The 26,888-nt window shown below is 68.1% G+C and carries 24 protein-coding genes and 1 tRNA gene; 18 read left to right on the forward strand and 7 right to left on the reverse strand.

All coding sequences use genetic code 11. The features are described from left to right. Window positions 1-75 precede the first annotated feature (75 nt). The 4 genes from V5F49_RS08905 to ppk2 all read left to right on the forward strand — a co-directional run bounded on the left by V5F49_RS08905 (window position 76) and on the right by ppk2 (window position 2,859). A complete protein-coding gene (locus V5F49_RS08905) occupies window positions 76-297 on the forward strand; it encodes a hypothetical protein (protein ID WP_394118228.1) in 222 nt (73 codons plus the stop codon). A 268-nt stretch (window positions 298-565) separates the two neighbouring features. Then, window positions 566-1,332 (forward strand): IS5 family transposase gene (locus tag V5F49_RS08910; protein WP_394118573.1). Its coding sequence is split into 2 segments (ribosomal slippage): window positions 566-875 and window positions 875-1,332, totalling 768 coding nucleotides; the frame shifts between segments, so codons are not numbered across the junction. Between the two features lie 26 nt (window positions 1,333-1,358). Beyond that, a complete protein-coding gene (locus tag V5F49_RS08915; protein ID WP_394118086.1) occupies window positions 1,359-1,850 on the forward strand; it encodes a hypothetical protein in 492 nt (163 codons plus the stop codon). A 205-nt stretch (window positions 1,851-2,055) separates the two neighbouring features. Then, window positions 2,056-2,859 (forward strand): polyphosphate kinase 2, encoded by an 804-nt coding sequence (gene ppk2 / locus V5F49_RS08920; protein ID WP_394118087.1) that lies wholly within the window; start codon window positions 2,056-2,058, stop codon window positions 2,857-2,859. Window positions 2,860-2,897: 38 nt separating this feature from the next. Here ppk2 and V5F49_RS08925 read toward each other — a convergent pair whose 3' ends face one another. Together V5F49_RS08925 and V5F49_RS08930 are read right to left on the reverse strand one after the other, a co-directional pair. Continuing rightward, entirely contained in the window at window positions 2,898-4,127 is a 1,230-nt protein-coding gene (locus tag V5F49_RS08925; RefSeq protein WP_394118088.1) for an MFS transporter, read from the reverse strand. A 242-nt stretch (window positions 4,128-4,369) separates the two neighbouring features. Next, window positions 4,370-4,612, reverse strand: coding sequence for a hypothetical protein (locus V5F49_RS08930; RefSeq protein WP_394118089.1), 243 nt, complete (start codon window positions 4,610-4,612; stop codon window positions 4,370-4,372). 633 nt (window positions 4,613-5,245) lie between these two features. Between V5F49_RS08930 and treS the strand changes: the two genes are divergently transcribed. Together treS and V5F49_RS08940 are read left to right on the forward strand one after the other, a co-directional pair. After that, entirely contained in the window at window positions 5,246-8,485 is a 3,240-nt protein-coding gene (gene treS / locus V5F49_RS08935; protein WP_394118090.1) for a maltose alpha-D-glucosyltransferase, read from the forward strand. A gap of 74 nt (window positions 8,486-8,559) precedes the next feature. After that, window positions 8,560-9,027 (forward strand): hypothetical protein, encoded by a 468-nt coding sequence (locus V5F49_RS08940; protein ID WP_394118091.1) that lies wholly within the window; start codon window positions 8,560-8,562, stop codon window positions 9,025-9,027. A 66-nt stretch (window positions 9,028-9,093) separates the two neighbouring features. On the opposite strand, the gene V5F49_RS08945 is transcribed toward V5F49_RS08940, so the two are convergent. Continuing rightward, window positions 9,094-10,047, reverse strand: coding sequence for a pirin family protein (locus V5F49_RS08945; protein WP_394118092.1), 954 nt, complete (start codon window positions 10,045-10,047; stop codon window positions 9,094-9,096). 201 nt (window positions 10,048-10,248) lie between these two features. On the opposite strand from V5F49_RS08945, the gene V5F49_RS08950 reads away from it, so the two are divergent. The 4 genes from V5F49_RS08950 to V5F49_RS08965 all read left to right on the forward strand — a co-directional run bounded on the left by V5F49_RS08950 (window position 10,249) and on the right by V5F49_RS08965 (window position 13,394). Continuing rightward, window positions 10,249-10,413: a Flp family type IVb pilin gene (locus V5F49_RS08950; protein WP_394118093.1), complete on the forward strand. Its 165-nt coding sequence runs from the start codon at window positions 10,249-10,251 to the stop codon at window positions 10,411-10,413. A gap of 17 nt (window positions 10,414-10,430) precedes the next feature. Further along, the gene (locus tag V5F49_RS08955) at window positions 10,431-10,883 is read left to right on the forward strand and encodes an A24 family peptidase (RefSeq protein ID WP_394118094.1); all 453 of its coding nucleotides are present in this window, start codon (window positions 10,431-10,433) and stop codon (window positions 10,881-10,883) included. Window positions 10,884-11,161: 278 nt separating this feature from the next. Next, window positions 11,162-12,529, forward strand: a complete 1,368-nt coding sequence (locus tag V5F49_RS08960) for a leucyl aminopeptidase family protein (RefSeq protein WP_394118095.1) — start codon at window positions 11,162-11,164, stop codon at window positions 12,527-12,529. A gap of 13 nt (window positions 12,530-12,542) precedes the next feature. Then, on the forward strand, window positions 12,543-13,394 hold the full coding sequence (locus tag V5F49_RS08965) for a C40 family peptidase (RefSeq protein WP_394118096.1): 852 nt from the start codon (window positions 12,543-12,545) through the stop codon (window positions 13,392-13,394). A 363-nt stretch (window positions 13,395-13,757) separates the two neighbouring features. Here V5F49_RS08965 and V5F49_RS08970 read toward each other — a convergent pair whose 3' ends face one another. After that, window positions 13,758-15,416 carry a sensor domain-containing diguanylate cyclase gene (locus V5F49_RS08970; protein WP_394118097.1) on the reverse strand — a complete coding sequence of 553 codons (1,659 nt, stop codon included), beginning with the start codon at window positions 15,414-15,416 and terminating at the stop codon, window positions 13,758-13,760. A gap of 139 nt (window positions 15,417-15,555) precedes the next feature. Between V5F49_RS08970 and V5F49_RS08975 the strand changes: the two genes are divergently transcribed. The 8 genes from V5F49_RS08975 to V5F49_RS09010 all read left to right on the forward strand — a co-directional run bounded on the left by V5F49_RS08975 (window position 15,556) and on the right by V5F49_RS09010 (window position 25,274). Beyond that, a complete protein-coding gene (locus tag V5F49_RS08975) occupies window positions 15,556-16,272 on the forward strand; it encodes a YggS family pyridoxal phosphate-dependent enzyme (protein WP_394118098.1) in 717 nt (238 codons plus the stop codon). Window positions 16,273-16,331: 59 nt separating this feature from the next. Continuing rightward, window positions 16,332-16,407: transfer RNA gene (locus tag V5F49_RS08980), tRNA-Glu, on the forward strand. A 331-nt stretch (window positions 16,408-16,738) separates the two neighbouring features. Further along, window positions 16,739-18,463, forward strand: a complete 1,725-nt coding sequence (locus V5F49_RS08985) for a type I restriction-modification system subunit M (RefSeq protein WP_394118099.1) — start codon at window positions 16,739-16,741, stop codon at window positions 18,461-18,463. Beyond that, window positions 18,453-19,778, forward strand: coding sequence for a restriction endonuclease subunit S (locus V5F49_RS08990; protein ID WP_394118100.1), 1,326 nt, complete (start codon window positions 18,453-18,455; stop codon window positions 19,776-19,778). The genes V5F49_RS08985 and V5F49_RS08990 overlap by 11 nt, the downstream gene beginning before the upstream one ends. A 3-nt stretch (window positions 19,779-19,781) precedes the next feature. Continuing rightward, window positions 19,782-20,477: an abortive infection family protein gene (locus V5F49_RS08995; RefSeq protein WP_394118101.1), complete on the forward strand. Its 696-nt coding sequence runs from the start codon at window positions 19,782-19,784 to the stop codon at window positions 20,475-20,477. Beyond that, window positions 20,474-21,634: an ImmA/IrrE family metallo-endopeptidase gene (locus tag V5F49_RS09000; protein ID WP_394118102.1), complete on the forward strand. Its 1,161-nt coding sequence runs from the start codon at window positions 20,474-20,476 to the stop codon at window positions 21,632-21,634. Before V5F49_RS08995 ends, V5F49_RS09000 begins: the two co-directional genes overlap by 4 nt. Beyond that, a complete protein-coding gene (locus V5F49_RS09005; RefSeq protein WP_394118103.1) occupies window positions 21,634-22,134 on the forward strand; it encodes a DUF4411 family protein in 501 nt (166 codons plus the stop codon). Before V5F49_RS09000 ends, V5F49_RS09005 begins: the two co-directional genes overlap by 1 nt. Then, window positions 22,131-25,274: a type I restriction endonuclease subunit R gene (locus tag V5F49_RS09010; RefSeq protein ID WP_394118104.1), complete on the forward strand. Its 3,144-nt coding sequence runs from the start codon at window positions 22,131-22,133 to the stop codon at window positions 25,272-25,274. The genes V5F49_RS09005 and V5F49_RS09010 overlap by 4 nt, the downstream gene beginning before the upstream one ends. Before the next feature lie 115 nt (window positions 25,275-25,389). Here V5F49_RS09010 and V5F49_RS09015 read toward each other — a convergent pair whose 3' ends face one another. The 3 genes from V5F49_RS09015 to V5F49_RS09025 all read right to left on the reverse strand — a co-directional run bounded on the left by V5F49_RS09015 (window position 25,390) and on the right by V5F49_RS09025 (window position 26,829). Next, complete coding sequence (locus V5F49_RS09015; RefSeq protein WP_394118105.1) at window positions 25,390-25,902, reverse strand: hypothetical protein; 513 nt, start codon at window positions 25,900-25,902, stop codon at window positions 25,390-25,392. Window positions 25,903-26,170: 268 nt separating this feature from the next. Continuing rightward, a complete protein-coding gene (locus V5F49_RS09020) occupies window positions 26,171-26,608 on the reverse strand; it encodes a type II toxin-antitoxin system death-on-curing family toxin (RefSeq protein ID WP_394118106.1) in 438 nt (145 codons plus the stop codon). Beyond that, window positions 26,605-26,829, reverse strand: coding sequence for an AbrB/MazE/SpoVT family DNA-binding domain-containing protein (locus V5F49_RS09025; RefSeq protein ID WP_229646284.1), 225 nt, complete (start codon window positions 26,827-26,829; stop codon window positions 26,605-26,607). Before V5F49_RS09025 ends, V5F49_RS09020 begins: the two co-directional genes overlap by 4 nt. Window positions 26,830-26,888 lie beyond the last annotated feature (59 nt).

Raw genomic sequence — 26,888 nt, forward strand, 5'->3', positions numbered from 1 at the left:
CGCGCCGGCCGGATGGCCGGGGCCGGGAGAGGGAGCCGCCCGTGATTTCTTGATGCCTTCCAGAGGAGACATGCGATGAGTGACGTTGCCCAGACCGCCGAAGCCCCCGCCGATGTGCTCATCCACGTCCGGTTCAATCCCAACGCCGAGGTCTTCACCATCGACCGCCAGCCCGAGGGCGTGAGCGCGAAGGCCTGGTTCGAGCGCCTCTACACGGCGGCCTCGCCCTATTACCGCACCCTGGCTAACGGCCGCGGCTTCTTCCGCATTCCCGCGCCGGTGTTCGCGGGCCTCTGAGCCGTCCGCTTCCCGCAGGTAGTGAAAGCCGGCGCCGGCCTTGGCCGCGCCGGCTTTTTTTTGCGTGCGGCGGATTGCCCCGAGCCCGCCCCGTTCCGTTTCGGTACGGCTTCCGCTTTCCCCGCGGATCAGGAAGGTGTTGATATTGGACAAGGCCGGGCGGGGCGAGGCGTTGCAACTGTCCGTGTCGCTCGCGTTAGGTTCTGAACCCATAAAGGTTGCGGAATGCTGGCGTCGCTGATTCAAGGTTCCCGGGAGGAGCCTTTGGATGGCGCGTTACGATTTGAGCGAAGGGGAATGGCGGTTGGTCGCGCCGCTGTTGCCGAACAAGCCGCGCGGGGTCGCCCGCGTGGACGATCGACGGGTGATCAACGGGATCTTCTACGTGCTGCGGACCGGCTCGCCCTGGCGCGACCTGCCCGCGCGCTACGGCCCGCACACCACGGTCTACAACCGCTACAACCGTTGGGCGAAGGCGGGCGTGTGGCTGAAGGTCTTCGAGGCGCTGGCGGCCGCCTCGCCCCAATCCCTGCACCTGATCGACAGCTCCATCATCCGCGCCCACCAGCACGCTGCCGGCGGAAAAAAGGGGGCCCGGATCACGCCATCGGCCGGTCTCGTGGAGGACTGAGCACCAAGATCAACGCCCTGGTGAACCAGGACGGCCTGCCGCTGAGGATCGTGCTCTCCGCCGGCCAGGCCTCCGACAAGGCGGCGGTCGCCGCGCTGCTGGAAGGTGTTCCGCCGGCCCCGGCGCTCGTCGCCGACCGCGGCTATGACGCCAAAGCCATCGTCGACCTGGTCGCCGACCACGGCGGGTGCGCCCACATCCCGACCCAGAAGGACCGCAAGGTCCAGCGCTCCGTCGACCCGGCGATCTACCGCCAGCGCAACCAGATCGAGCGCTTCTTCTGCAAGCTCAAACACTTCCGACGCATCGCCACGCGCTTCGACAAGCTCGCGCGAAACTTCCTCGCAGCCGTCCTCATCGCCTCAACCCGCATATGGCTCAGAGCTTATGAGTCCACGCCCTAGATGGGCTGCGAGGCAAGGAGACACCCATGTCGGAAACGACTGCTTCCAACGACAAGCATGCGACTCTCGGCGACGAGGCGTTCATGAGCGCGGAGGACCTGCGCGCCTACATGCAGGAGATCGAGAAGGCGAAGCTCTCCAAGGAGATCGCCGCCATGGACCGCGCCGACCAGGCCCGCGCCGAGCTGGTGAAGACCCTGTCGCAGCCCATGGACCTCACGCCCGAGCGGCTGCACGAGCTGATCCAGAACCTGCAGACCAAGATCCGCCTCGCTGCCCAGCGCGGGGAGACCGAGATCATGGTCATGCGCTTTCCCAACACGCTGTGCACCGACAAGGGCCGCGCCATCAACAATGCCGAGGACGGCTGGCCCGACACCCTCACCGGGCGTCCGCGCCAGGCGTTCGAGCTGTGGCGCGACCACCTGCGGCAGGCCCACTACAAGCTCAAGGCGCTGATCGTGGACTGGCCGAACGGCATGCCGGGCGACGTGGGCTTTTTCCTGAGCTGGGCCTGACAGGGCCGCCGCCCGGCCCCGAGACCGCGCGGGCCTGGTCCCGCGTGGGGGAGTGGAAGACGACGCCGCAGCAGGACAGCGCACCGGAACCACACACCGGGATCGCGCAGCAGGACCGCGCAACCGGGCCGCGCCAGCCGGCGCCGTCCGGACGCCAAGCCGCCCCGAACGAGGCGGCGCGCGGTCGCGACCGAGGGAGGACGCCATGGCGCACGACGACACCGACGACGCAGCCGAGCCGCTGAAGCGCAAGGCCTACGAGCGCGCGCTCAAGGAGCTGCATGCCGAGCTGGTCAAGCTCCAGCTCTGGACCAAGGCCACCGGCGCGAAGGTCTGCGTGATCTTCGAGGGCCGCGACGGCGCCGGAAAGGGCGGCGTCATCAAGGCCATCATGGAGCGCGTGAGCCCGCGCATCTTCCGCGTGGTGGCGCTGCCGCCGCCCACCGAGCGCGAGAAGTCGCAGATGTTCATCCAGCGCTACGTGCCGCACCTGCCGGCAGCGGGGGAGATCATCATCTTCGACCGCTCCTGGTACAACCGGGCGGGCGTGGAGCGGGTGATGGGCTTCTGCTCCGACGAGCAGGCGCGGAAGTTCCTCTCCACCACCCCGTTCGTCGAGAAGGCGATCGTCGAATCGGGGGTCATCCTGCTGAAATACTGGCTGGAGGTCTCCGAGGAGGAGCAGACGCGGCGCATGGAGAGCCGCATCGACGATCCGCGCAAGGTCTGGAAGCTCTCGCCCATGGATCTGGAATCCTACTCCCGCTGGTACGACTACGCGCGGGCGCGGGACGAGATGTTCGAGGCCACCGACACCCAGTGGGCGCCGTGGTTCGTCGCCCATTCGGACGACAAGAAGCGGGCGCGGCTGAACATCATCTCCCACCTGCTCTCGCGCATTCCCTACGAGGCGGTGCCGCGCGAGAAGATCGTGCTGCCCAAGCGCCAGAAGCCGCACGGCTACCAGGAGGCGGACTACGCCCGCCACCGGGTGCCGGAACGCTTCTGAGCCCGAGCGTTCTGAGCCTGAGCGGCGAACGGCCGGCCTCAGGGGCGGGCCGGCTCCGGCGTGGCAGCGGTGCGCCGCGCCGCGAGGTCCATGAGATGGGAGGCAACGGCCAGCGCCAGCGCCGCCGCCGCGATGGCCGCGCCCATGAAGGGCAGGCGGTCGTAGGCGACGCCCGCCGTCAGCGCGAGGCCGCCCGCCCAGGCGCCGATGGCGTTGCCGAAATTGAAGGCGCCCTGATTGAGCGTCGAGGCGAGGCTCGGCGCCTGCGCCGCCTCGTTCACCACCCGCAGCTGCAGCGGCGCGATCAGCGCGAACGCCGCCACGCCCCACACGAACAGGGTGACGGCCGCCGGCACCACCGCCCGGCTGGCGAAGGCGAACAGGCACAAGAGCGGGATGATGAAGGCGATCACCGCGATCACCGAGGGCATCAGCCGCCAGTCGGCCAGCCGTCCGCCCAGCACGTTGCCGAGCGTGAGGCCGACGCCGAACAACAGCAGCATCCCCGTCACGCCGTGGGTGGTCATGCCCGTCACCTCGCCCAGCAGCGGGGCGATGTAGGTGAAGACGCTGAACAGGCTGGCCGACGACAGGATCGAGATGAGCATGGCCAGCACCACCTGCCGGCTGACCAGCGAGCGCGCCTCCTGGGCGAGGCTGACGCGGGGAAGCGGCAGCCGGCGCGGCAGGAACAGGGCGAGCGCGGCGGCGGCGGCGATGCCGATCAGCACCACCACGTAGAAGGTGCTGCGCCAGCCCATGGCCTCGCCCAGCGCGGTGCCCGCGGGCACGCCCAGCACGTTGGCGAGGGTGAGGCCGGCGAACATCATGGAGATGGCCTGCGCCTTGCGCCCGGGCAGCACGATGGAGGCCGCCACCACCGCGCCGAGGCCGAAGAAGGCGCCGTGGCACAGCGCGGTCAGCACCCGCGCGCCCATCAGCAGCCAGTAGGAGGGGGCGAGCGCGCACAGGAGGTTGCCGAGGATGAACACGCCCATGAGCAGCATCAGCGCGCGGCGGCGGTCCATCCGCGCCGTGGCGATGGCGAGGAAGGGCGATCCGAAGGTGACGGACAGGGCATAGGCCGTCACCAGCAGGCCGGCGTCCGGGATGCTGACGCGAAGGTCTCCGGCCACCTGCGGCAGGAGGCCCATGATGACGAATTCGGTGGTGCCGATGCCGAAGGCGGCGGCGCCGAGGGCGAGCAGGGGCAGGCGGGGATTGCCCGAGGCCGGGGGCACCGGCGCGGGCGAAACATCGGCGGTCATGGGGGCACCGGGGGCAGGTTCCGATGCGCCACGATATGCTGCATTGCAGCATGAGCCAACTGCGCCCAGCGCCCGCCCCCCATTCCGAAGCTGCATGGGCGCCGCGCCGGCGGGAGCGGCAGGTCCGGCCGGCGGACCGCCGCCCGAAAGCAGGGGAAAGCCCCGCCCCAAGGGCGGCACGGGCCGGCGGAACGCCGGCCGGAAGCAGGGGTAAGCCCCGCCCCCAAGGGCGGGGCGAGGTGTCACATCAGCCGGCGCTGGGCTTCCGGCATCAGCTTCATGGCATCGGCGAACGTCTCGAAGGCCACCCAGGCGCGACGCTGCAGTTCGGGCAGGCGGGCCGCCTCCATCTGGTCGAGCAGCATTCCGGCATGTTCGCGGACCGGCAGCGCGCGCACGAAGCCGATGGCGTCGTCGAGCGAGCGCACCACGATGCAGGAGCCATCAACGCAGACCTTGAGGGGACGACGGGCAGCTTCGAACATGTTCGGTCCTCCATGGGTGTGATGCAGCGCGGGGGGCTGCTTGTTGGTGTTCTGTCAGCGCAGGAGGATCGGCGCGCCCCGCATATGGGGGACGGCACGACTGGCTGCGCTCGGTGCGCCGCGGACGCATGACAGGAACGAGCGGGCCGGAGGCTCCCGAAGTCCGCTCAACCGTGAAAACGCGCGGCGACGCGTCCGGTTCCGGCCCACGCGAAAAAAATCCGCGAGAAAAAGCTTCCCGCGTCCGCCTCCTCCATTTTCGGGATGCGGCGGGGGTGCCGGGCGGGCCATCACTGTCCCGCGCCCCGCCGGCCGGATCCCGCCGGAAGCGCCAGCCGGACGGCGTTCCCCCGCGCGCCGTCCGGCTGCCCTAAGCCCCGTCCGCCCCTCGGGCGCGCCGGGAAGCTGTCCTGCGGGAAACGGCGCCGGAGGAACCTGCCCGGCGGTGCGGCGTTGCAGCAGCGTGGCCTTAGCGCCTGCCCCGCAACGGACCAGGGATGCCCGTGCCCCACCAATCGCCTTCCGGACGCCTGCCGCATCCGCGCCTCGACGCCCTCCCGCCCGAGGTCATTCCGCACGAGGTCATTCCGCACGAGGTCATCCGCGCCCGTTTCCCGGCGGGGAGGCGCCGCGATGCCTGAGCCCGTCACCGCCGGCGATGACCCGCTCTGGTACAAGGACGCGATCATCTACCAGCTGCACGTGAAATCGTTCTTCGATGCCAATGACGACGGCATCGGCGATTTCCGCGGCCTCATCTCGAAGCTCGACTACATCGCCGATCTCGGCGCCACCGCGGTCTGGCTCCTGCCCTTCTATCCCTCGCCCCGCCGCGACGACGGCTACGACATCGCGCTCTACGAGGGCGTGTCGCCGGACTACGGCACCATGGACGAGGCGCGGCGCTTCATCGCCGAGGCGCACGCGCGGGGCCTGCGCGTCATCACCGAGCTGGTCATCAACCACACCTCCGACCAGCACCCGTGGTTCCAGGCCGCCCGCCGCGCGCCCAAGGGCAGCCCGGAGCGGGATCTCTACGTGTGGGCCGACGACGACAGGGGCTATCCCGGCGTCCCGATCGTGTTCTGCGACGTGGAGAAGTCCAACTGGACCTTCGACGAGGTGGCCGGCCAGTTCTACTGGCACCGCTTCTACGCCCACCAGCCGGACCTCAACTTCGACAATCCCGAGGTGCTGGAGCGCGTGCTCTCCGTCATGCGCTTCTGGCTCGACCTCGGGGTCGACGGGCTGAGGCTCGACGCGGTGCCCTACCTCGTCGAGCGCGAGGGCACCGATTGCGCCAACCTGCCGGAGACCCACGCCATCCTGAAGCGCATCCGCGCCCATCTCGACGCCCACTATTCCGGCCGCATGCTGCTGGCCGAGGCCAACCTCTGGCCCGAGGATACCCAGCAGTATTTCGGGCAGGCGGCGGACGAATGCCACATGGCGTTCCACTTCCCGCTCATGCCGCGCATGTACATGGCGATCGCGCGGGAGGACCGCTTTCCCATCACCGACATCCTGCGCCAGACGCCGGAGATCCCGGCCACCTGCCAGTGGGCCATCTTCCTGCGCAATCACGACGAGCTGACGCTGGAGACCGTCACCGACGCCGAGCGCGACTATCTGTGGAGCGTCTATGCCGCCGACCGGCGGGCGCGCATCAATCTCGGCATCCGCCGCCGCCTCGCCCCGCTGCTGGAGCGCGACCGCCGGCGCATGGAGCTGATGAGCTCGCTGCTGCTGACCCTGCCCGGCACGCCCGTCATCTATTACGGCGACGAGCTCGGCATGGGCGACAACATCCACCTCGGCGACCGCGACGGCGTGCGCACCCCCATGCAGTGGTCGCCGGACCGCAACGGCGGCTTCTCCCGCGCCGATCCGGAAAAGCTGGTGCTGCCGGCGATCCAGGACCCGCTCTACGGGTTCGCCGCCGTCAACGTGGAGGCGCAGCAGCGCGACGCCTATTCCCTGCTCAACTGGACCCGCCGCTTCCTCGCCGTGCGGCGGCAGACGGCGGCGTTCGGGCGCGGCACGTTCCGCCTGCTGTTCCCGCAGAACCGGCGGGTGCTCGCCTATCTGCGCGAGCATGAGGAGGAGGCGGTGCTGTGCGTCGCCAATCTCGCCCACACCCTCCAGTCGGTGGAGCTGGACCTTGCCGGCTTCGAGCGGCGCGTGCCGGTGGACCTGGTGAGCGGCACCGCGCTCGCCGCGCTCTCCCGCGCGCCGCTGGTGCTGACCCTGCCGCCCTACGGCTTCTACGCCTTCCGCCTGTCCGCCTCGGCGCAGGAACCGGCGTGGCGCAATCCGCCGCCGGAGGCGCTGCCGGAATTCATGACGCTGGTGGTGCGCGACGGGGTGATGGCCGCCCTCGCCGAGCCCTACCGCGCCACGCTGGAGCAGGAGGTGCTGCCCGCCTATCTCGCCCGCCGCCGGTGGTTCGAGGGGCAGGCGGACGAGATCCGCGCCGTCCGCCTCGGCTGGGACATGCGCCTGCCGGGCACCGAGCGGGAGGTGGCGCTCGCCGAGATCGAGGCGGATATCGGCGGCACGACCGAGCGCTATCTCATGCCCCTGTGCATCGCCTTCGAGGACCAGCACCCGCCGGCGGTGGCCGAGCAGTTGGCGCTGACGCGGGTGCGGCAGGGCCGGCGCGTCGGCTTCCTCACCGATGCGGCGGTGCTGGACGGGCTCGCCGCCGGCGTGGTGCGGGCGCTGCGCGAAGGGGCGCAGGTGCCCCTGCCCGACGGCGGCGCCATCGTGTTCGCGCCTACCGCGCGGCTCGAGGGGGTGAGCGTGGAGCGTGGCACCCCGGCCGATCTGGTGCAGGCGGACGAGCCCGCCGGCAGCCTCGTGGTGACCGAGCAGGTGGCGGTGAAGCTGTTCCGCCACATGGCGTTCGGCCCCATGTGCGAGGAGCGCACGGCGCGCCGGCTCACCGCGCTCGGCTTTCCCCATGCCCCGCCGCTGCTCGGCGCCGTCGCCCGCACCGATGCCGCCGGCCGGCGCGCGGCGGTGGCGCTGGTCTATGGCTATGTGCGCAACCAGGGGAGCGCCGCCGAATGGGTGATGGCGCAGGTGCAGCGCGCGCTGGACGCCGCCGCCGGCACCATGGAGGGCGCGCACCAGCGGTTCGAGGAGGAGGTGGCCGGCGTCATGCCGCTGCTGCGCAACGTGGGCCGGCGCCTCGCCGAGCTGCATGGCGCCCTCGCCGATCCGCAGATGCCGGCGCCCGAGACGCCCGCCGCAGCGGCCGGGCGCTGGCGGGCGCGGGTGGAGGCGGCGCTGGCCCGCGCGCTCGAGGCGGCCGGCGCGCGCGAGACCGACGCCGCCACCGCCGCCCGCCTCGCCGACATCGCCGCGCTCGCCCAGCCGGACGGCAGCCTGAAGGCCGCCCTCGCCGCGCGGCTCGCCGATGCGGTTCCGCTCGCGCGCATCCATGGGCGGTGCGATCTCGGCCATGTGCTGGTCACGGCCGGCGACGCGGTGTTCGTCGGCGCCCTCGGCGGCCTGCCGGGGGAGGATGGCGCCGCCCGCAACAGCGTGTGGCGCGACGTGGCGGCGCTGGCCGCGTCGGTGGAGATCGCCCTCGCCGGCCTTGGCGGCGGGGAGACCGCCGCCGCCCCGGAGGCGCCGGCGCTCAGGAGCGAGCTCGCCGACGCCTTCCGCGCCCGCGCCGAGCGCTCCCTCGTGAGCGCCTATGCCGAGCGGGCACCGGCCGTTCCCGGCCGGCCGCTGGTGGACGTGTTCCTGCTGGAGGCGCTGGCCGCCGCCATTCCCTCCGCCCGGCCGGAGGCGCTGGCGGCGCTGGTGTCCGGCCTCCACCGGCAGGCGCGGCGCCTCGCCGGCGAGGATGACGCGGGCTGAGCGGGAACGCAGGCCGCCATGCCAGCGTTATTGTCCGACGCATCGGATGTTTCGCGCCGGACAGGGAGGATGCCGTGACCGCCTCGACCATCTCGACCACCCGCTCCAGGACCGGTGGCGCGCCCGCCGCACCCGAGCCCGCCCTGGAGGCGCGCCTCGACGAGGCGCTGGAAGAATCCTTCCCCGCGAGCGATCCGCCGGCCGTGAGCCGCAGTCCCCGGGCGGCCGCGCCGGCGGCCCCAGCGGCGGCGTCTGCGGAGGCGCCCGCCGACACCGTCTGCCGCATCGCCCAGTCGGACCGGCTCGACGAGGCGCTGGAGGACTCCTTTCCGGCCAGCGATCCGCCATCCCTCACGCCCGGCCTCCAGCCGGACTGCGCGCGGGAGCCGGCGCAGGCCGCCGGAGACGCGTCCTCCGGAGATGTGTCCTGCCGCCTCGATGCCTCCGACCGTCTGGACGAGGCGCTGGAGGAAACCTTCCCCGCCAGCGACCCGCCCGCCGTCACCCGCCACCGGCCCGATTGCGAGCGCAAGCCGGGCTGAGCCAACGGGCCGAGCGCTCCGGGCCGTCGCAGCCTCGCGCGTGCGGCGCCTTGCGCCGGAGAGCTGCTAGCGCGGCATCTGCGGGCGGGGCCGGCCGGGACCGTCGGCGGGCAGCGGGATGAACTCGTCGTGATCCATGGGGATCAGGTCGAACCGTCCCGCCCGCCAGGCCGCCTTGGCCGCCTCCAGCCGGTCGAGCTCGGAGGAGACGAAGTTCCACCAGATGTAGCGCGGGCCTTCCAGCGGCTCGCCGCCCAGCAGCATCACCCGCGCCGGGGTGAGCGCCTTGACCGTGGCGGTGATGCCCCGCCGCAGCACCAGCATGCGCCCCGGCTCGAACGCGACGCCTTCCACCTCCACCGTCCCCTCGACGGGAAACAGCGCCCGGTCCTCGTGGGTCGGGTCCACCGGGAATGAGGCGCCGGCGGAAAGCGTCACCTCCGCATAGGTGGCGGGAGAGGCGAGCGCCACCGGCGCCGTCGCCCCGAAGGCGCTGCCGAGGATGACGCGGGCGCCGATGCCGCCGTCGCGCACCTCCGGCAGCTCATCGGTGCCGGCGTGGACGAAGGCGGGGGCGGTCTCCTCATGGGATTTCGGCAGGGCGATCCAGCTCTGGATGCCGTTGAGCGGGCCGCCGCGCGCCTTCACGGTGGCGTCGTGCCGCTCGGAATGGACGATGCCGCGCCCCGCCGTCATCAGGTTCACCGCGCCGGGCTCGATCACCCGCTCGCTGCCGAGGCTGTCGCGGTGGATCATGCTGCCCTCGAACAGGTAGGTCACCGTGGCGAGGCCGATGTGGGGGTGCGGGCGCACGTCCTCGGCCTGATGGGCGGAGAAGCGCACCGGGCCCATGCGGTCGAAGAAGATGAAGGGGCCGATCATCTGCCCGTGCTCGGAGGGCAGCACGCGGCCGACCTCCATGCCGCCGATGTCGCGGGCGCGGGGGACGATCACCGTCTCGACGGCGTCGCAGCTCTGGGCATGTCCGGGAACGGGATCGGGGCCGGGCGTGAAGGTCATGGGGGCCACCTCCTGCCGGCAGAGTGCCGCCATCGGCGCGCCGGGTCAAAGGCCGGCCGAAGGAGCGGAGCGTTAACCTTCAGCGCAGCGCGGACCGGACGGCGGGGGCGCGGCGGGCGGTTCTTTACTTCCCCGCAAGGGGCGGACCCTAGCGTCGGCCCCACTGCGGCGCGTGTGCCGCCGCCCATCGGATCGTCAGCCATGAAGCTTTTGCTCGCGCGCTTCATCAGGGAGGAGGAGGGCTCCACCGCCCTCGAATACGGCCTCATCGCCGCCGGCCTCTCCATCGCCATCGTGACCGTGCTGGTGCAGATCGCCGCCACCTTCGCGCGCCTGCAGGCCTCCTCGGCGGCCGCGGGCAACTGAGCGGGCGCGCGCGTTCCATGCCGGTGGCCGACTTCCTTCTCCTGGGCCTCTACCCGACCGCATTGTGCGCGTGCATCGGCACGGATCTCGGCCGCCGCATCATTCCCAACGCCGTCATCGTGTGCCTCGTCGCCGGCTTCGCCGTTCTGGCGGTGATGACGCCGCTGCCGGACCTCGCGGCGCGGCTGGTGGTCTCCGGCGCGGTCACGGCGGCCGGCTTCTCCCTGTTCGCGGAAAACCTCGTGGGCGCCGGCGATGCCAAGCTCGCCGGAGCGCTCATGCTGTGGGTGGACCCGACGCAGGTGCCGCTGTTCGTGCTGGTGTGCGGGCTGCTGGGTGGCGCGCTGGCGCTCGGCCTCGCGCTGCTGGCGCGCCGGCGCGGCGCCGCGCCGAGCCTGCCCTACGGCGTCGCCCTCGCCGGCGCGGGTCTGGCGCTGCACCCCTTCTCCAGCCTCATCGGCGGCGGCTGAGCGGCGGCGCCCGCCGCTTCACTCTGCCGCTCTGCCGCCCTGCCGCTCCGTCCGGTCGCGCAGAGTTGACCTGCGGCCGTGCCCGCCGCGCGGGAAAGCGCTATAGCTGGGCAAGACCATTTCCGATCGGGCCGCCGCGATCCCGCTTGATGACGCGGCCTGCGCCCGAAGTCGGGAGAACGCCCTGCCCTCCGCCTGCGATGCGGCCGGTGCGTGCTCCGCGTTCCGTTGCATGCGCCGCCGCAGCAAGGCCGCCGGCCGGCGCAAGGAGAGTGTGCATGTCCGATTGCCTCGCCCCCGCCTCCTCCCTCAGCCTGCCGGTGTGGTGCGTCAGCCGCGACACCTTCGCCGCCGCCCCCCTGCCCGAGGGCGCGCGGCGATTCGCCGAGGCCGCCAGCTTCAAGGGAGAGGCGGGCAAGCTGCTGCTGGTGCCGGGGCCGGACGGCGGGCTCTTGGGCGCGCTGTTCGGCGTCGCCGCCGGGGCGCGGGCGGATGCGTTCGCCACCGGCGCGCTGCCGGGGCTGCTGCCCGCGGGCACCTGGCGGCTGGAGGGGGAGGTGGCGAGCCCGCGCCTCGCCGCGCTCGCCTTCGCGCTCGGCGCCTATCGCTTCACCCGCTACAAGTCCGCCCCCGCCCGCGACGTGAAGCTGGTGCCGCCGGAAGGCGTGGACGCCGCGGCGCTGATCCGTACGGTGGAGGCCGTCACCCTCACCCGCGACCTCGTCAACACCCCCACCAGCGACCTCGGCCCGGCCGAGCTGGAGGATGCCGCCCGCACCCTTGCCGCCCGCCATGGCGCGCGCTTCCGCTCGGTGGTGGGCGATGCGCTGCTCGCCGGCAATTTCCCGATGATCCATGCGGTGGGCCGCGCCGCCGCCCGCGCGCCGCGCCTCATCGAGATCCGCGCCGGCGATCCGTCGCACCCCAAGGTGACGCTGGTGGGCAAGGGCGTGTGCTTCGACACCGGCGGTCTGGACCTCAAGCCGTCCGCCGCCATGCTCCTGATGAAGAAGGACATGGGCGGGGCGGCCAATGCGCTGGGCCTCGCCCACCTGCTGCTGGCGCGCGGGGCGAAGATCGACCTGCGCGTGCTGATCCCGGCGGTGGAGAACTCCGTCTCCGGCGACGCCTTCCGCCCCGGCGACATCCTCGCCAGCCGCAAGGGCCTCTCGGTGGAGATCGGCAACACCGACGCCGAGGGCCGGCTCGTGCTGGCCGACGCGCTGGCGCTGGCGGACGAGGACAAGCCGGACCTCGTGATCGATTTCGCCACCCTCACCGGCGCCGCGCGGGTGGCGCTGGGGCCGCAATTGCCGGCCGCCTTCACCCACGACGAGGAGCTGGCCGCCGACCTCGCCCGCCATGCCATGGTGGAGGCGGACCCGCTGTGGCGCCTGCCCTTGTGGGCGCCCTATGCGGGGATGCTCGATTCGAAGATCGCCGACACCAACAACGTCTCCTCCGGCGCCTTCGCCGGGGCCATCACGGCGGCGCTGTTCCTCGACAAGTTCGTGAGCGCGGCCCGTTCCTGGCTGCATCTCGACCTGTTCGCCTGGAACCCCAGCGCCCGGCCCGGCCGCCCCGAGGGCGGCGAGGCGCAGACCATCCGCGCCCTCGACGCGCTCATCGCCGAGCGCCTCGGCTGACCCGGACACCCCCATGCCCGATCCCACCTCCCTCGATCCGCGCCTGACCCCGGCGCGTCCCGACCTTGCCGCGGAAAGCCTGCGCGGGCAGGTGGAGGCCGCCCGCTTCGTGGCGGGCACGCAGCGCCGCGTCGCCGTGCCGGTCGCGCCGCTGCGCCGTCGCCCGGCGGGCGATGCCCCGCTCGATACCGAGGCCCTGTTCGGCGAGCAGGTGCGCGTGTTCGAGGATGATCCGGAGGGCTGGTCCTGGGTCCAGCTCGCGGGCGACCGCTATGTGGGCTACATGCCCACCGACGCGCTGGTGCCGCCGGGCCCGGCCCCCACCCACCGGGTGCGCGCGCTGCGCACGTTCGTCTTCCCCGGCCCCGACATCAAGCTGCCGCCGCGCGAGGCGCTGGTGCTCGGCTCGGCGGTGGTGGTGCGGGAGCTCACCGGCGCCTTCGCGGTGACGCCGGACGGTTTCGTGCCGGCGGTGCATCTGGCCGAGGCGGGCGAGCGGGCGACGGATTTCGTCGCCGAGGCGGGGCGCTTCCTCGGCGTGCCCTACCTGTGGGGCGGGCGCTCCAGCCTCGGGCTCGACTGCTCCGGGCTGGTGCAGACGGCGCTCGCCGCCACCGGCGTCGCGGCCCCGCGCGACAGCGACATGCAGGAAGCGGGGCTCGGCACGCCGGTTCCCCTCGATGCGCCGCTGCGCCGGGGCGATCTGCTGTTCTGGCCGGGCCACGTGGCCATCGCCGAGGATGCGGACACCATCCTGCACGCCAACGCCTTCCACATGGCGGTGGCGCGCGAGCCCCGCGCCGGAGCCATCGCCCGCATCGCCGCCGCCGGCAGCGCGCTGCGCTCCATCCGCCGCATGGGTTGAGCGGGCACGGGTTGAGCTGCGCCTGAGCTAGGCGGGGCTGAGTTAGGCGGGGCGCGGGCTGTGCGAGGTTCTGGCTGAGCGGCGCGCTGGCGTCGGCGCGCCGGCCTCTGCCTCGATCGGCCTCCGGTCCGGCATGGCTGCGGAGGCAGCCGCCAGCAGGCCGCAGCGGCCCGCCCCGGCCCCCCGGGCGGTCCCGCCAAGCCGGAGGCCGGTGCCGCGGCCTTGTGGCGGCACTTTCCTGCAATGCCCGTTCCCGCCCATGCCTGCCGGCCAGCGGACCGCTCCGCGCCGGCTCGGGGGCTTCCCCAAGGGCGCTGTACCGCCGGGACCAAGGAGCGCAGGCCGGGCGCCACCGCGCGGATCTCAGCGCGGGCCGGCGGAGGTCGGGGCGCGCTCGCCGTGGGCGACCACCCGGTCGCGGCCGGAGCGCTTGGCCTCGTACAGCGCCGCATCGGCCACCGCCACCAGCGCGTCGGGGCTGCCTTCCTGGGTCGGCACCATGCTGGCGACGCCGAAGCTGGCCGAGATGCGCCGGCTCGGCGCCGCCGGATGCGGGATGGCCAGATCGGCGAGCAGGCGCCGCACGTCCTCGGCGAACGCCACGCCCTGCTCCAGGCCCACCCCGGTCAGCAGCACGATGAATTCCTCGCCGCCGTAGCGCGCGACGAGATGGGTCGTGCCCGCGGCGGCGGCGGAGAGCATGCGCGCCACCGAGCGCAGCGCATCGTCGCCGGACAGGTGGCCGCGGGTATCGTTGAACGCCTTGAAATGGTCCACGTCGAGCATCACCAGCGTCAGCGGCGCCGCCTCGCCGCGGGCGCGCACCCAGTCCTGCGAGAACTGCACGTCGAAGGTACGCCGGTTGGCGAGCCCGGTGAGGCCGTCGGTGCGGGCGAGGGAGGCGAGCCGCCCGTTCATGGTGCGCAGCTCGGAATTGCGCAGGGAGAGCCGGCGGGCCATCTCGTTGAAGGCATGCACCAGCGGCGAGAGCTCGCGCACGCCGTCGTCGCGCACATGGTCGGCCTCGCCCCGGCCCACCGCCGTCACCGCCCGCGTGAGCCGTGTGAGCGGCGCGATCACGATCCGCTCCGACAGCAGCCAGGCCAGCAGCAGGAAGAAGGCGAACGCGACCAGATGGGCCAGCGCGGTGGTCTGGATCTTGCGGTCGATGGGATCGAGCACGCGCGCCGCATCCACGCCCACGGCCAGCCGCATGTCGGCGCCCTCGAACCGGCTGAAGGCGAAGATGCGCTCCTTGCCGTCGAAGCCGATGGTGGTCGCCACGCCTTCCGGTGCGGCGGACATGGCCAGCGTGAGGGGATGATCGGGAAAGCGATGCTCCACGATGTCGGCGGCGTAGGGATAGCGCACCAGCACCGCGCCGCCCTCGCCCACCACGTCCAGCACGCCGCCGGCCTCCACCGCGCTGCCGGCCGCGATGCGCGACAGCCATTGCAGGTCCAGCACCACCCCCGTCACGGCGGCGCCCGGGCCCGGCCCCGCGTGCTCGCCGCGCAGCAGGTAGATGGCATTGCGGCCGCTGACGCGGGACATCTGCAGCGCCGTCAGCACCGGCTCGTTGCTGGCGAGCGCCTCGTGGAAATAGGGCTTGTCCGCGATGTTCATGCCGATGGCGAGCGGCGCGTGGGCACAGGCCACCTCGCCCCCGGCGGTGGCGATGAACACGCCCTGGATGCCCGCCACCTCGTCTGCCAGCCGGCCGAGGAACAGGTTGCAGTTCCCGCGGTCGGCCAAAAGGTGCGCCGACTGGCGGGCCACCACGTCCAGCACCGTGCGCGCCCGCGTCAGCCCCTCCGCCTGGGCGAGGGTGGCGCGCCGGGCGAGATCGCGCACATCGTCCTCCACGGCGAGCACCTGCTCGTGGCGGTGCGCCATCAGCGCCAGCAGCCGCTCGGCGGAGAGCGGCACCGCCACCACGCAGATCAGGAACATGATACGCAGGCGCAGGCTCGCGCGACGTCGCGTCGCGACTGCCGCGTCTGCGCCCGTCCCCTCCGCCATGGCCGGTCGTCCCCCCCGCGACCTCCTCCGCAGGGGAGGTGCTTTTTTGTGTTTTAGCCCCTTCTTGATCGGAAGGGGAGATCGGTCCATGTGCTGGTCCCGGCGGCAGCGGCCGCCGCAGCAGCGAAGGGGAGAGGACATGAGCGCGCACACCCCCGGCACGGACACTGCCGGCACGGACGCCCCCGCGCAGGCCGTCGCCCGCCGGCTGGCCGAGGTGCGGGCCGAGATCGCCACCGCCTGCCGCGACAGCGGGCGCGATCCCGCCGCGGTCACGCTGGTGGCCGTCTCCAAGACCTTTCCCGCCGCCGAGATCGCCCCCGCCATCGCCGCCGGCCAGCGGGTGTTCGGCGAGAACCGGGTGCAGGAGGCCCGCGACAAGTGGCCCGGCCTGCGTGCCGCCCATCCCGGCCTCGACCTGGAACTGCACCTGATCGGCCCGCTCCAGTCCAACAAGGCGAAGGAGGCGGTGGCCCTGTTCGACGTGATCCACACCGTCGACCGTCCGCGCATCGCCGCCGCCCTCGCCGAGGAGATGGCCCGGCAGGGGCGCCGGCCGCGCCTGTTCGTCCAGGTCAACACCGGCGCCGAGCCGCAGAAGGCCGGGGTGCTTCCCGAATCGGCGGACGACTTCATCGCCGAATGTCGGAACGTGCACGGGCTCGAGCTGGCCGGCCTGATGTGCATTCCCCCGGCCGGCGACGTGCCCGACCCGCATTTCGCCCTGCTGGCGAAAATCGCTGCGCGCAACGGGCTTTACGCCCTTTCCATGGGCATGAGCGCGGACTTTCCCACCGCCATCCGCCAGGGCGCGACCCACGTTCGTGTGGGCAGTGCCATCTTTGGCGCGCGTTGATGTCGAACCCGCTTGAACTCCGCCGAATTCGCCGCTATAGAGGCGCCTCTCCGCGAGATGCTCCCATCGTCTAGCGGTCTAGGACGTCGCCCTCTCACGGCGAAAACAGGGGTTCGAGTCCCCTTGGGAGCGCCATTCTTTTCAATGGCTTAGCCCCGCCCGATGCGGGGCTTTTGTGTTTCTGGGAAGAATTTGGGGAGTATGCGTCGGCGGACGCAGGCGGATTTTGGCGGGATTTGGCGAGTCGGCGATGGGGCGAACGTCGCCCCATGGGATTCTCAGTGGGAGCCCTCCGCTCCTCGGTATGCGTAGCCCATTTTGCTATCCGACCTGGAAGCGGAAGATTGCGGGGTGCTGAGCGCTTTCGCCGCCTGCCATCGTGTGGCGATGTTGCGGCTGCCAGTGCCTTGGAAATTGGTCGATCGGGCTACTTTCTCCTTGCCTCACAAGACGACATTAACCATCCATGACGGAAAAGTCCGATGGATGGGAAATTCAAGATCGGGGGGAGTGCGTCGTGCCACGAGGGAGAAAGCCGGGGAGCAAGAATGGTGCAGCAAAGGCCATAAAGCCCGGCCCTTCGATAGGTGCAACGCTGTTCGCATCGGCCGACAAGCTGCGCGGCAACATGGATGCCGCCGAATATAAACACGTCGCACTCGGCCTGATCTTCCTGAAGTATATTTCCGACCGCTTCGATGCCCGTATCGCTGAGGTCAAGGCGAACCCGGAAGAGGCGTCACTGCTCGACGATCCGGACGCCGCCCGCGACCTTATCATCAGTGAAGGGATCTTCTTCGTGCCGGAGCGGGCGCGCTGGACCTTCCTGAAGGAGAACGCCACCAGCACCAAGCCGACCATCGGCGAATTGGTCGATCAGGCCATGATCGCCATCGAGGATGAGAATCCCACGCTCAAGGGCGTACTCACCAAGAACTACGCTCGGCAGGAGCTGGATCAGACCAAGCTAGGCGAGGTGCTGAAACTATTTTCGGACATCAAGTTCGAGGATGCGCATCACGGACAGGACATGCTGGGCCGCGTCTATGAATACTTCCTCGGCGAGTTCGCCAAGTTGGAAGGCAAGCGCGGAGGGCAGTATTACACGGCGGGCTGCGTGGTGAAGCTGCTGGTCGCCATGCTAGAGCCGTTCAAGGGCCGCGTTTACGATCCCTGCTGCGGGTCGGGCGGAATGTTCGTGCAGTCGGAGCGCTTCGTGGAGGAGCACGCCGGAAAGCACGTCGACCCCAAAAAGGCGCGAGACCAGATCGCCGTCTATGGGCAGGAGAGCAACGCCACCACTTGGAGGCTCGCCAAGATGAACCTCGCCATTCGAGGCATCGAGGCGAACCTTGGCTCCAAGTGGGCCGACACCTTCCACGAGGACCTGCACAAGGGCCTGATGGCGAAGTATGTCCTTGCCAATCCGCCCTTCAACGACAGCGACTGGGGCGGCGACAAGCTGAAGGGTGACGCGCGCTGGCGCTATGGCGTGCCGCCGGCGGGCAACGCCAACTTCGCATGGCTCCAGCACATCATCTACCACCTCGCGCCGGATGGCTACGCCGGCGTGGTGCTGGCAAACGGCTCGCTCTCCAGCCAGCAGTCCGGCGAGGGTGAGATACGCCGCGCACTGATCGAGGGCATCACGGTTGGCGAGGGCGGGCGGCAAATCCATTACCCCGGCCTCGTCGATTGCATCGTGGCGCTGCCGGGCCAGCTCTTCTCAACCACTCAGATACCTGTCTGCCTCTGGTTCCTCACCCGCGACAAGTCGAACGGCCTCTCGCGCGACAAGAAATTGCGCGACCGGACGAACGAAATCCTGTTTATCGATGCGCGGGGCCTCGGCACCATGGTCTCGCGCACATTGAAGGAACTGACCAGCGAGGGCGAAGGCAACGATATCGACAAGATCGCCGACACCTATCATGCGTGGCGAGAGGACGGCGGGCACTATCAGGACGTGCCCGGCTTCGCCAAGTCCGCCACGCTTCAGGAGGTGGCGGCGCAGGGCTACGTGCTCACGCCCGGGCGTTATGTCGGCACTGAAGCAACGGAGGAGGACGAGGAGGGCTTCGACGTCAAGATGACGCGGCTCACTAAGGCTCTGCAGGAACAGATGGCCGAGGGTGCGAAGCTGGACGAGTGCATACGCAAGGCGCTTGCGGGGGTCGGCCATGGCTGGTGAGTGGCAGGCCGTTCCTTTAGGAACACTGACCGCTGACCACGAAGGTGCAGTGGCCATCGGCCCTTTTGGTTCTGCGATGAAGGCAGACGAGTACGCCAGCTTCGGCGTGCCAGTGATCAGGGGCGCGAACCTTGGAGGCAGTCGCGAACTCAAAGGCGATTGGGTGTTTATCCCTGACGCCTTTGCCGACGCGATGCCGCGATGCGTGGTGCGCCAAGGTGACCTTGTATTCCCGCACCGAGGTGCAATCGGCGAGGTCGCACTCGTGCCAGGAGATCGTGATCGCTACTTCATGTCAACCAGCTTCATGAAGGCGACGATTGACGCTTCGAAAGCAGACCCTCGATTTTTGATGTACTACCTTAAATCCGATGCTGGACGCGCAGAAATCATGCGCTTTGCGTCACAGGTGGGAACACCGGGTATTGGTCAACCCTTGACCTCGCTGCGGCAGTTCTTGGTCCCTTGTCCTTCGCTTGGGATACAAAGGGCGATCGCAGACCTTCTGTGGACCCTCGACGACAAGATCGAGCTGAACCGGCGCATGGCGGCGACGCTGGAGGAGATGGCGCGGGCTCTGTTCAAGAGCTGGTTCGTGGATTTCGACCCTGTCCGCGCCAAGGCCGAGGGCCGAGACCCCGGCCTCCCCGCCGCCACCGCCGACCTGTTTCCCGACAGCTTCGGCGAGGACGGCCTACCGGAGGGGTGGAGCAAGGCATCGCTTCTCGACCATGCGCGTCTCATATCTGGCGGCACTCCGAAGACCGATGAGCCGACATACTGGGGCGGGCCTATTCTGTGGGCCAGTGCGAAGGACGTCAGCCAGTGCGCTGACCGGTTTCTTACAGTCACCGAACGCACGATTACGCGTCGCGGGGTAGAAGAAAGCGCCACTCGCATGGTGCCTGCCCTGTCAACAGTTGTTGTGGCGCGCGGTGCAACGACGGGACGGCACTGTCTGTTCGGGCGCGAGATGGCCATGAACCAAACCTGCTATGCGCTTCACTCGGAGGCGGGAAGGCCGTTTTGGCTTGCCTGCACATTCTCGGCGCTGGTCGCAGAGTTGGTGCATGGCGCCCATGGCTCTGTGTTCGACACCATCACCACCACGACACTTCAAACAGCAAAGATCGTCCACGGTAGCGACGAGGTCATTTCTGCCTTCGAGCGTTTCGTTCAGCCCATCTACGAGCGCATTCTCAGCCTTGTGGAAGAAGCAGCGGCATTGCGCGCCCTCCGCGACACCCTGCTGCCGAAGCTCATCTCCGGCGAACTCCGCATCAAGGACGCCGACAAGGACGTGGAGGCGGCCTGAGGCATGCCCTACACGCTCCAGATGCTGCGCGCGCTCATCGACGCCCACCCTGACCGGGCCGAGCCCCTGCGCATCCATATCGAGGCGCTGGAGCGCAGCATCGAGAGCCAACCCGCCTTCTGCCTCCAGAGCGTCCGCACCCTGTTCGAGGCCGCGCACGCCACCATCGGCCTGCATCTTGGCATCACCTTCGGCAAGGACGAACAGTTCCATCAGCGCACGCGCACGCTGTTGAACACCATGGACTTCTCGGTCGCGGATCACCCCGAGGCTGTGAAGATCAACGAGACCATCACCCGGCTGCTGGGTAGCATCAACGGCGCAGCTCATGCCCTCGCGGAACTAAGCAACATCCCCAACATGCGCCATGGTGGATCGCTTGACTGGGGCACCCTCCAACGCCAGCACGCGCTTATGCTTGGCGGCCTTTGCGACAGCCTCGTTGCGTTCCTATTTGATGTCGCCTGGAGCCGTACCGCCCCGGACGGAGCAGCTGGGGACAAGCCCAGCTACAACGAGCACGGCGCCTTCAACGCCTATCTCGATGACGAGTACGACGCGATCGAGATCGCAGGCGCGACCTTCGACGCTAGCTATGTGCTGTTCCGCCTCGACGAGACCACCTACGATGCGGCGCGTCTCGACTGGGAGGCTGAACGAGACGAAGGCAAAGATGCGGATGAGGAGGCCGCTGCATGACGCGTGTCGCCGTCAGACCAGAATTGTTGCGCTGGGCGCGTGAGCGCGCCGGAGTGATGGCGGCTGACGAATTGACGGGGCGCTTCCCCAAGCTCCCGGACTGGGAAGCGGGAGACATCAGGCCCACGCTGAAGCAGCTGGAGGACTTCGCCCGCGCCGTGCATGTGCCGGTGGGCTACCTGTTTCTCCCCAGCCCCCCGGACGAGCCGCTGCCGATCCCAGACTTCCGAACCCATGACGGGCGAGGCGTGCGCCGCGCCAGCCCGAACCTGATCGACATGCTTTATGCCTGTCAGGAGCGGCAGGGATGGTATCGCGAGTTCTCCCTTACCAGCCGGATGCCGGAGGCCGACTTCGTGGCCAGCGCCACGCTTGACCAGCGCCCCGAGGAGGTCGCGGCGGCGATGGCGCAACGTCTCGGCTTCGACCTTTCCGCCCGGGCTGCTTGTCGGACATGGGAGGAGGCACTGCGCCTCTTCATCGGGCAGGCTGAGAAACTCGGCGTGCTGGTGATGGTCAGCGGCATCGTTCTGTCCAACACCCACCGTGCGCTTGACCCGCAGGAGTTCCGGGGGTTCGCGCTGGCTGACCGTCACGCGCCACTTATCTTCATCAATGGGGCGGACAGCAAGTCGGGCCAGATGTTCACCCTCGCGCACGAACTGGCCCACCTCTGGCTTGGGGCGTCTGCGCTGTCCGATGCGACTGCCGCCACCCTGAATGGACATCGCCGGGAAGAGGTCTGGTGCAACGCGGTGGCAGCCGAACTCCTGGTGCCGCTGGCTGCCTTCCGGTTGGCCGTGCAGCCCGGCGAAGCCATCGATGCCGCAATGCAGCGTCTTGCGCGACAGTTCAAGGTCAGCACGCTAGTGATTTTGCGGCGGCTTCTTGATGCAGGCGTCATCACGCGTGATGCCTTCGGGCAGGTATGGGCCATGGAGCGTGAACGTCTCCGCGCATTGGCCGAAGCCGCAGGGTCCGGTGGCGGCGACTTCTACCGAACAACCCTGTCCCGCGTCGGCAAACGCTTCGCTCGTGCGCTGGTCGAGAGCACGCTGGAGGGCCAGACCCTCTATCGTGACGCCTTCCGCATGTTGGGTGTCGCTAAAACCGAGACCTTCAACACGATCGGTCGTGAGCTGGGGGCGATGCTTTGATGCGCTACCTGCTGGACACCAACATTTTCATCCAAGCACGCAACCTGCACTATGGCTTCGACTTCTGCCCAGCCTTCTGGGAATGGCTCATTGCCCAGAACGCGGCGGGGTTGGTCGGCAGTATCGACAAGGTCTCCGACGAATTGGTTGCAGGTAGCGATGACCTTGCCGACTGGGCGAGGGCACGGGGCGACGCCTTCTTCCTGCCACCTGACGATTCGGTTGTCCCTGCGCTCGGGCGCGTGAGTGCTTGGGCAACAGCGCAGGCCTACGAGCGCGCAGCCATCGCAACCTTTCTACAGGTTGCTGATTACTGGCTGGTCTCCCACGCTCTCGCGCACCGCTGCACTGTGGTTACGCATGAGGTGCCAGCGGACACAGTGCGCAAGATCAAGATACCCAACGCCTGCATTGGGCTGACTGTGTCCTGCATCAGCCCCTACGAAATGCTCCGGCGCGAGCGCGCCCGCTTCGTGCTCGGTCGACCGGAGGGCACATGAGCGACACCTACCCTACCCCCCCAGACAGCCCACGCATGGAACTGGCCGAGGAAGCCGTCGAGTTGGCGGCGCTCTCGTGGTTCGAATTGCTTGGTTGGCGGAGCGTACCAGGTGACTATCTCGCACCGGATGGCTCTATGGGTGCGCGAGCGGACTACCGCGAAGCGATCCTCGAACCTGAACTGCGCAGCGCCATTGCCTCCCTTAATCCCGAGGCAACCGCCGACATGGTCAATTCGGCAGTGCTCAAGATCAAGGCGTCACAGAGTCAGGACCTTATCGAGAACAACCGCCTGTTCCACCCGTTCCTCGTCAGCGGCGTGCCGGTCGAGGTGAACGAGAAGGGGACGACGCGCACCATTGGTATCAAGATCATCGATCAGGAAAGCCCAGGGGCCAACCGGCTGCTGGTTGCCAACCAATTCATCGTGAAGGGCGAGAAGGGCACGGTTCGCGCGGACGTCACTGCGTTCATCAACGGCCTGCCGGTAGCGGTTCTGGAGTTAAAGAGCCCATCGGACGCCTCCGCAACACTGGAGAAGGCTCACAGCCAGTTGACGACTTACAAGACGAGGGCACCGGAGCTGATGCGCACCAACCAGGTGCTTGTCATCAGCGACGGCAGCAACGCTCGCATCGGGTCACTGACAGCTCAACTGGACCGCTTCGTTCCATGGAGGACGATTGACGGTGTGGACATTGATGACACTGGGCGCTCTGAACTTGAAGTTCTGATTCGTGGCGTGTTCGCGCCCGAGCGCTTTATCGAGCTGATTTGCGACTTCATCGCTTTTGAGATCAAGGACGGGACGGTCAAGTCCAAGAAGCTCGCCGCCTATCACCAATTCCATGCGGTGCGGAAGGCACTCGCTTCGACACTAGCCGCGACCCAGTCCGGCAGCCGTAAGGGCGGCGTCGTCTGGCATACGCAGGGCTCGGGGAAGTCGTTGACCATGCTGTTCTTCGTGCGGCAGCTCCAGCTTGCTAAGGCGCTGAAGAATCCCACCATCGTACTCGTCACCGACCGCAACGACCTCGACGACCAACTCTTCGGCACGTTCGCAGATCATGGCGCAGCCCTTCGCATGACGCCAATGCAGGCAGAGACTTCGGAAGAGATGCGCCGCTTGCTTGCAGTCGATATCGGCGGTCTGGTCTTCACGACCATTCAGCGCTTCAGGGGCGAGGACGGCTCGCACCCCCTCCTCACCGACCGCAGCAATGTAATTGTCATCGCCGACGAGGCGCACCGCACACAATACGGCTTCAAGAAGCGCTACGTGGAGCTAGACGGCGGCGTGCGAGAGGCTGTGGGATTTGCTGACTATCTCAGGCAAGCACTCCCTCAAGCCACAGTCGTAGGCTTCACAGGCACGCCAATCGAGGAGCGGGACCGCGATACATACGGTACGTTCGGGGACGTCATCGATACCTACGACATGACCCGTGCCGTCCAGGACAACGCAACGGTCCCGATCCATTACACAGCTCGACTTGCCCGTCTGCACCTAGCCCTAGATGACGACGAACGCGCGCAGCTTGATGCGCTGGCTGAGGAATTGGCTGAAGGTGATGATGCTGCCGTGGAGCGCATCAAGGGCAAGCTGGCACGTTTCGAGGAGGTGGTGGGCGCACCTGAGCGCGTCGCCCAGATCGCCGCTGATGTGGTGGAGCACTTCGACACGCGGCGCGATGCCATGGCAGGTGGCAAGGGAATGATCGTGACGATCAGCCGCCGTGTCGCTGTGATGCTCTATGACGAGATCGCCAAGCTCCGACCCGCTTGGGTTTCAGCCGACACCAGCGACGACAAGTCGGGCCTCATGAAGGTGGTAATTACAGGCAACCGTGCGGACGATCCCCAACCGCTGCAGCCCCACTTGCGCACCAAGACCCGGCTGGAGGCAATGGCGACCCGGTTCAAGGACCCGTCGTCCGGCTTCAATCTCGTGATCGTTCGTGACATGTGGCTGACCGGGTTCGACGCGCCATCCCTTCACACATTGTACATTGACAAGCCGATGCGTGGGCACGGCCTTATGCAGGCGATTGCGCGTGTCAACAGGGTTTGGGGTGACAAGCCTGGTGGGTTAGTGGTCGACTATCTCGGGATCGGCGCCGAATTGAAGGCGGCTCTTGAAAAATATACCCAAGGCGACCGTGACCAAGTGCGCATGGACCCCGATGAAGCTGCGCGTCAAACACTCACATTGCTTGAAAGTGCCTTGGCTCTGCTGGATGGCGTTGAATGGAAGAATTTTTTCTCTGCACCACCAACCATACGCCTGACGATCCTCAAGCAATGCCTCGAACACTTGCTGGCAACTGGCAGGCGTGACGGGTTTATCGAGACGGGGTTCAAGCTGGAAGTGGCCTATGCGATCAGCGCGGGCGACGACCGGGTCAAGGAGCGCGCGCACGAGATTGCAATGGTCGTGGCGCTGCGGGCAAATTTGGCGAAGTACACAACGGGCGCGGGACGGAGTCGCGCTACGGTGGAGCGCGACATCCGACAGCTGCTGTCGAGGGCAGTGATGGCGGACGGTATCCTTGACGTGTTCAAGTCCGCAGGGCTGGAGCAACCGGACCTCTCCATCTTCTCAGACGAATTTCTTGCCGAGGTGCGCGGCACCAAGCAGAAGAACCTCGCTGTTGAGACTCTGCGCCGCCTGCTCGCCGATGAGATCAAGGCCAACGCTCGGACCAACATCGTCCAGTCTCAGAAGTTGAGCGAGCGCTTGGACGAGGCGCTCCGCAAATACCATAACCGTGCTGTTGATAGTGTGCAGGTCATTGAGGAGTTGATCGCGCTCGCAAATGATATAAGGGCCCATGTAGTGCGGGCGACTCAATTAGGCTTGTCTCAAGAAGAAGTCGCTTTCTATGAGGCGCTGGCTGAAAATGGATCAGCGCGAGAATTGATGGCTCATGATACGTTGCGCACGCTGGCAAAGCTCTTAGTGGAGACTATCCGTGCATCGGCGACCATAGACTGGACCCGGAAAGAAGGTGTTCGCGCCAAGATGCGAATTGAGGTGCGGAAGCTGCTCGCTCGTTATGGCTATCCACCAGACCTTCAAAAGGCTGCGGTCGACTTGGTTGTTCGCCAAGCCGAGGCAATCGCTATTGACTGGGGCTAAAGCTGTGCGCCAGCATATAGATTGCCTTCACCCAAAGGACTTTCTGTTGTGAACAGTGCTTCAAGTGCAGCTTTTTCATCGGATCGTTAGAGCGAAAACGTAGCGCTCATCGCCGTCACCCGACACGGCTTCGGCCCGTCAATCCTTCGGCCAACAACGGTAGCGCGTCCACCAGGAACCGCATCGCCGCCCATCGCGGAGAGATGACGCTCTCCACGGCGCCGAACGAAAGACTGCAGAAGGTCCTCGGGGTGGACAGCCCGTTGTCGGCGCCTGCAACGAGATGAAGGGTCGGTGACAGCGTCAGGCTGAGGCGTATTGCGTCCGGGTCGTCAACGGGACCGGCGACATATTGTTCGCTGCCCGAGTCCGCAGGTTGATAGCTGACGCAGAGGGGCAGGCGTTCCTGGGTATCGCCGTGGGGGGTGCCGAGCGTGATGCTGGCCCGGTGCGTGGCCGCCGGGTCGATGCTGAACGTGACGTCCATGTGGGGCTCGGTCGTGTCGAGCGAGGTGAAGAGAGCCGGATCGCACCACGCTCCGATGATTGCTTCCGACGGTGCCTTGATAAGACGGCGGTGCCGGACGAGCAGCGGACGCGGGTGGGCTGAGGAAACGTGCGGGAACATGAGGCGACCTCTCGCATGAGAAGAGCGCCTCACCCCGGCCTGGGTGGCTTTATGCAGAAGGTCGAGAGAAGACCCAACGATGATATTCGCTGGACGAGGATAGAAGGGAAGAGAGAGGACTGTTGTTGGTCTTGAGACGGAGCGACCCAGGCCGGGCATGAGACACTGCCGGGCAGAAGCGCGTCGGCTCAACTCATATAGAAATATCGTCTGCGTCAAAACACTGGACACCTGTTCAGGGTAACCGTCGCGTTAGCTGAACAGGATGTCACGCTATGTTCAGCGCCGTCTCTATTCTTCTTGCGAGTTCGTCTTCGGTCAACTCGCTCGCCGCCAGCGCCAACCATGTCGTCACCGCTGCGGCATCGTCCATGGTCAGATCGTACCCGTTGAGGGCGAGGAACAACTCGCACACCACGAAAGAGGTTCGCTTATTGCCGTCCACGAAGGGATGGTTCTTAGCGATCCCGTAGGCGTAGGCAGCAGCCAGGGCCGCCGCGTCGGAGGCGGAAATCCGCTCTTGGCCGGCTTCGTCCTGTTGCAGGTAGTGGTAGTGGTTCTTCGGGCGATCAAGGGCCGTTTCCAGTAACCCCCCGTCGCGCACGCCCCGGCCGCCGCCATGCTCCGCGAGCTGGGCGTCATGAACGGCGAGCACCACGGCCTTTGTCACCCAGCGCGGTTCCTGCCGCACGTTCGGCTCGCTCACTTCGCCAGCTCACGGAGCACATTGCGGCGCTTCTTCATGATCTTGCGGGCTTCCTCCATCTGCGCCTCGAACTCGGGCTCGTACGGGGTGAGGTGATAGCCGTCCGGCGTCTCGGTCAGATAGAGCGTGTCGCCCTGCTCCACCTTGAGGCGCGCCAGGACCTCCTTGGGCAGCACGGCGCCGACCGAATTGCCGATCCTTCCAAGCTTGAGTGCGACCATGGCGACGGCTCCTTTCGTATGTACAGATGTATGAACGAACGTGGATCGTCAAGGCAGGT

Source organism: Xanthobacter lutulentifluminis (assembly GCF_043194675.2).
Classification (GTDB): Bacteria; Pseudomonadota; Alphaproteobacteria; order Rhizobiales; family Xanthobacteraceae; genus Xanthobacter.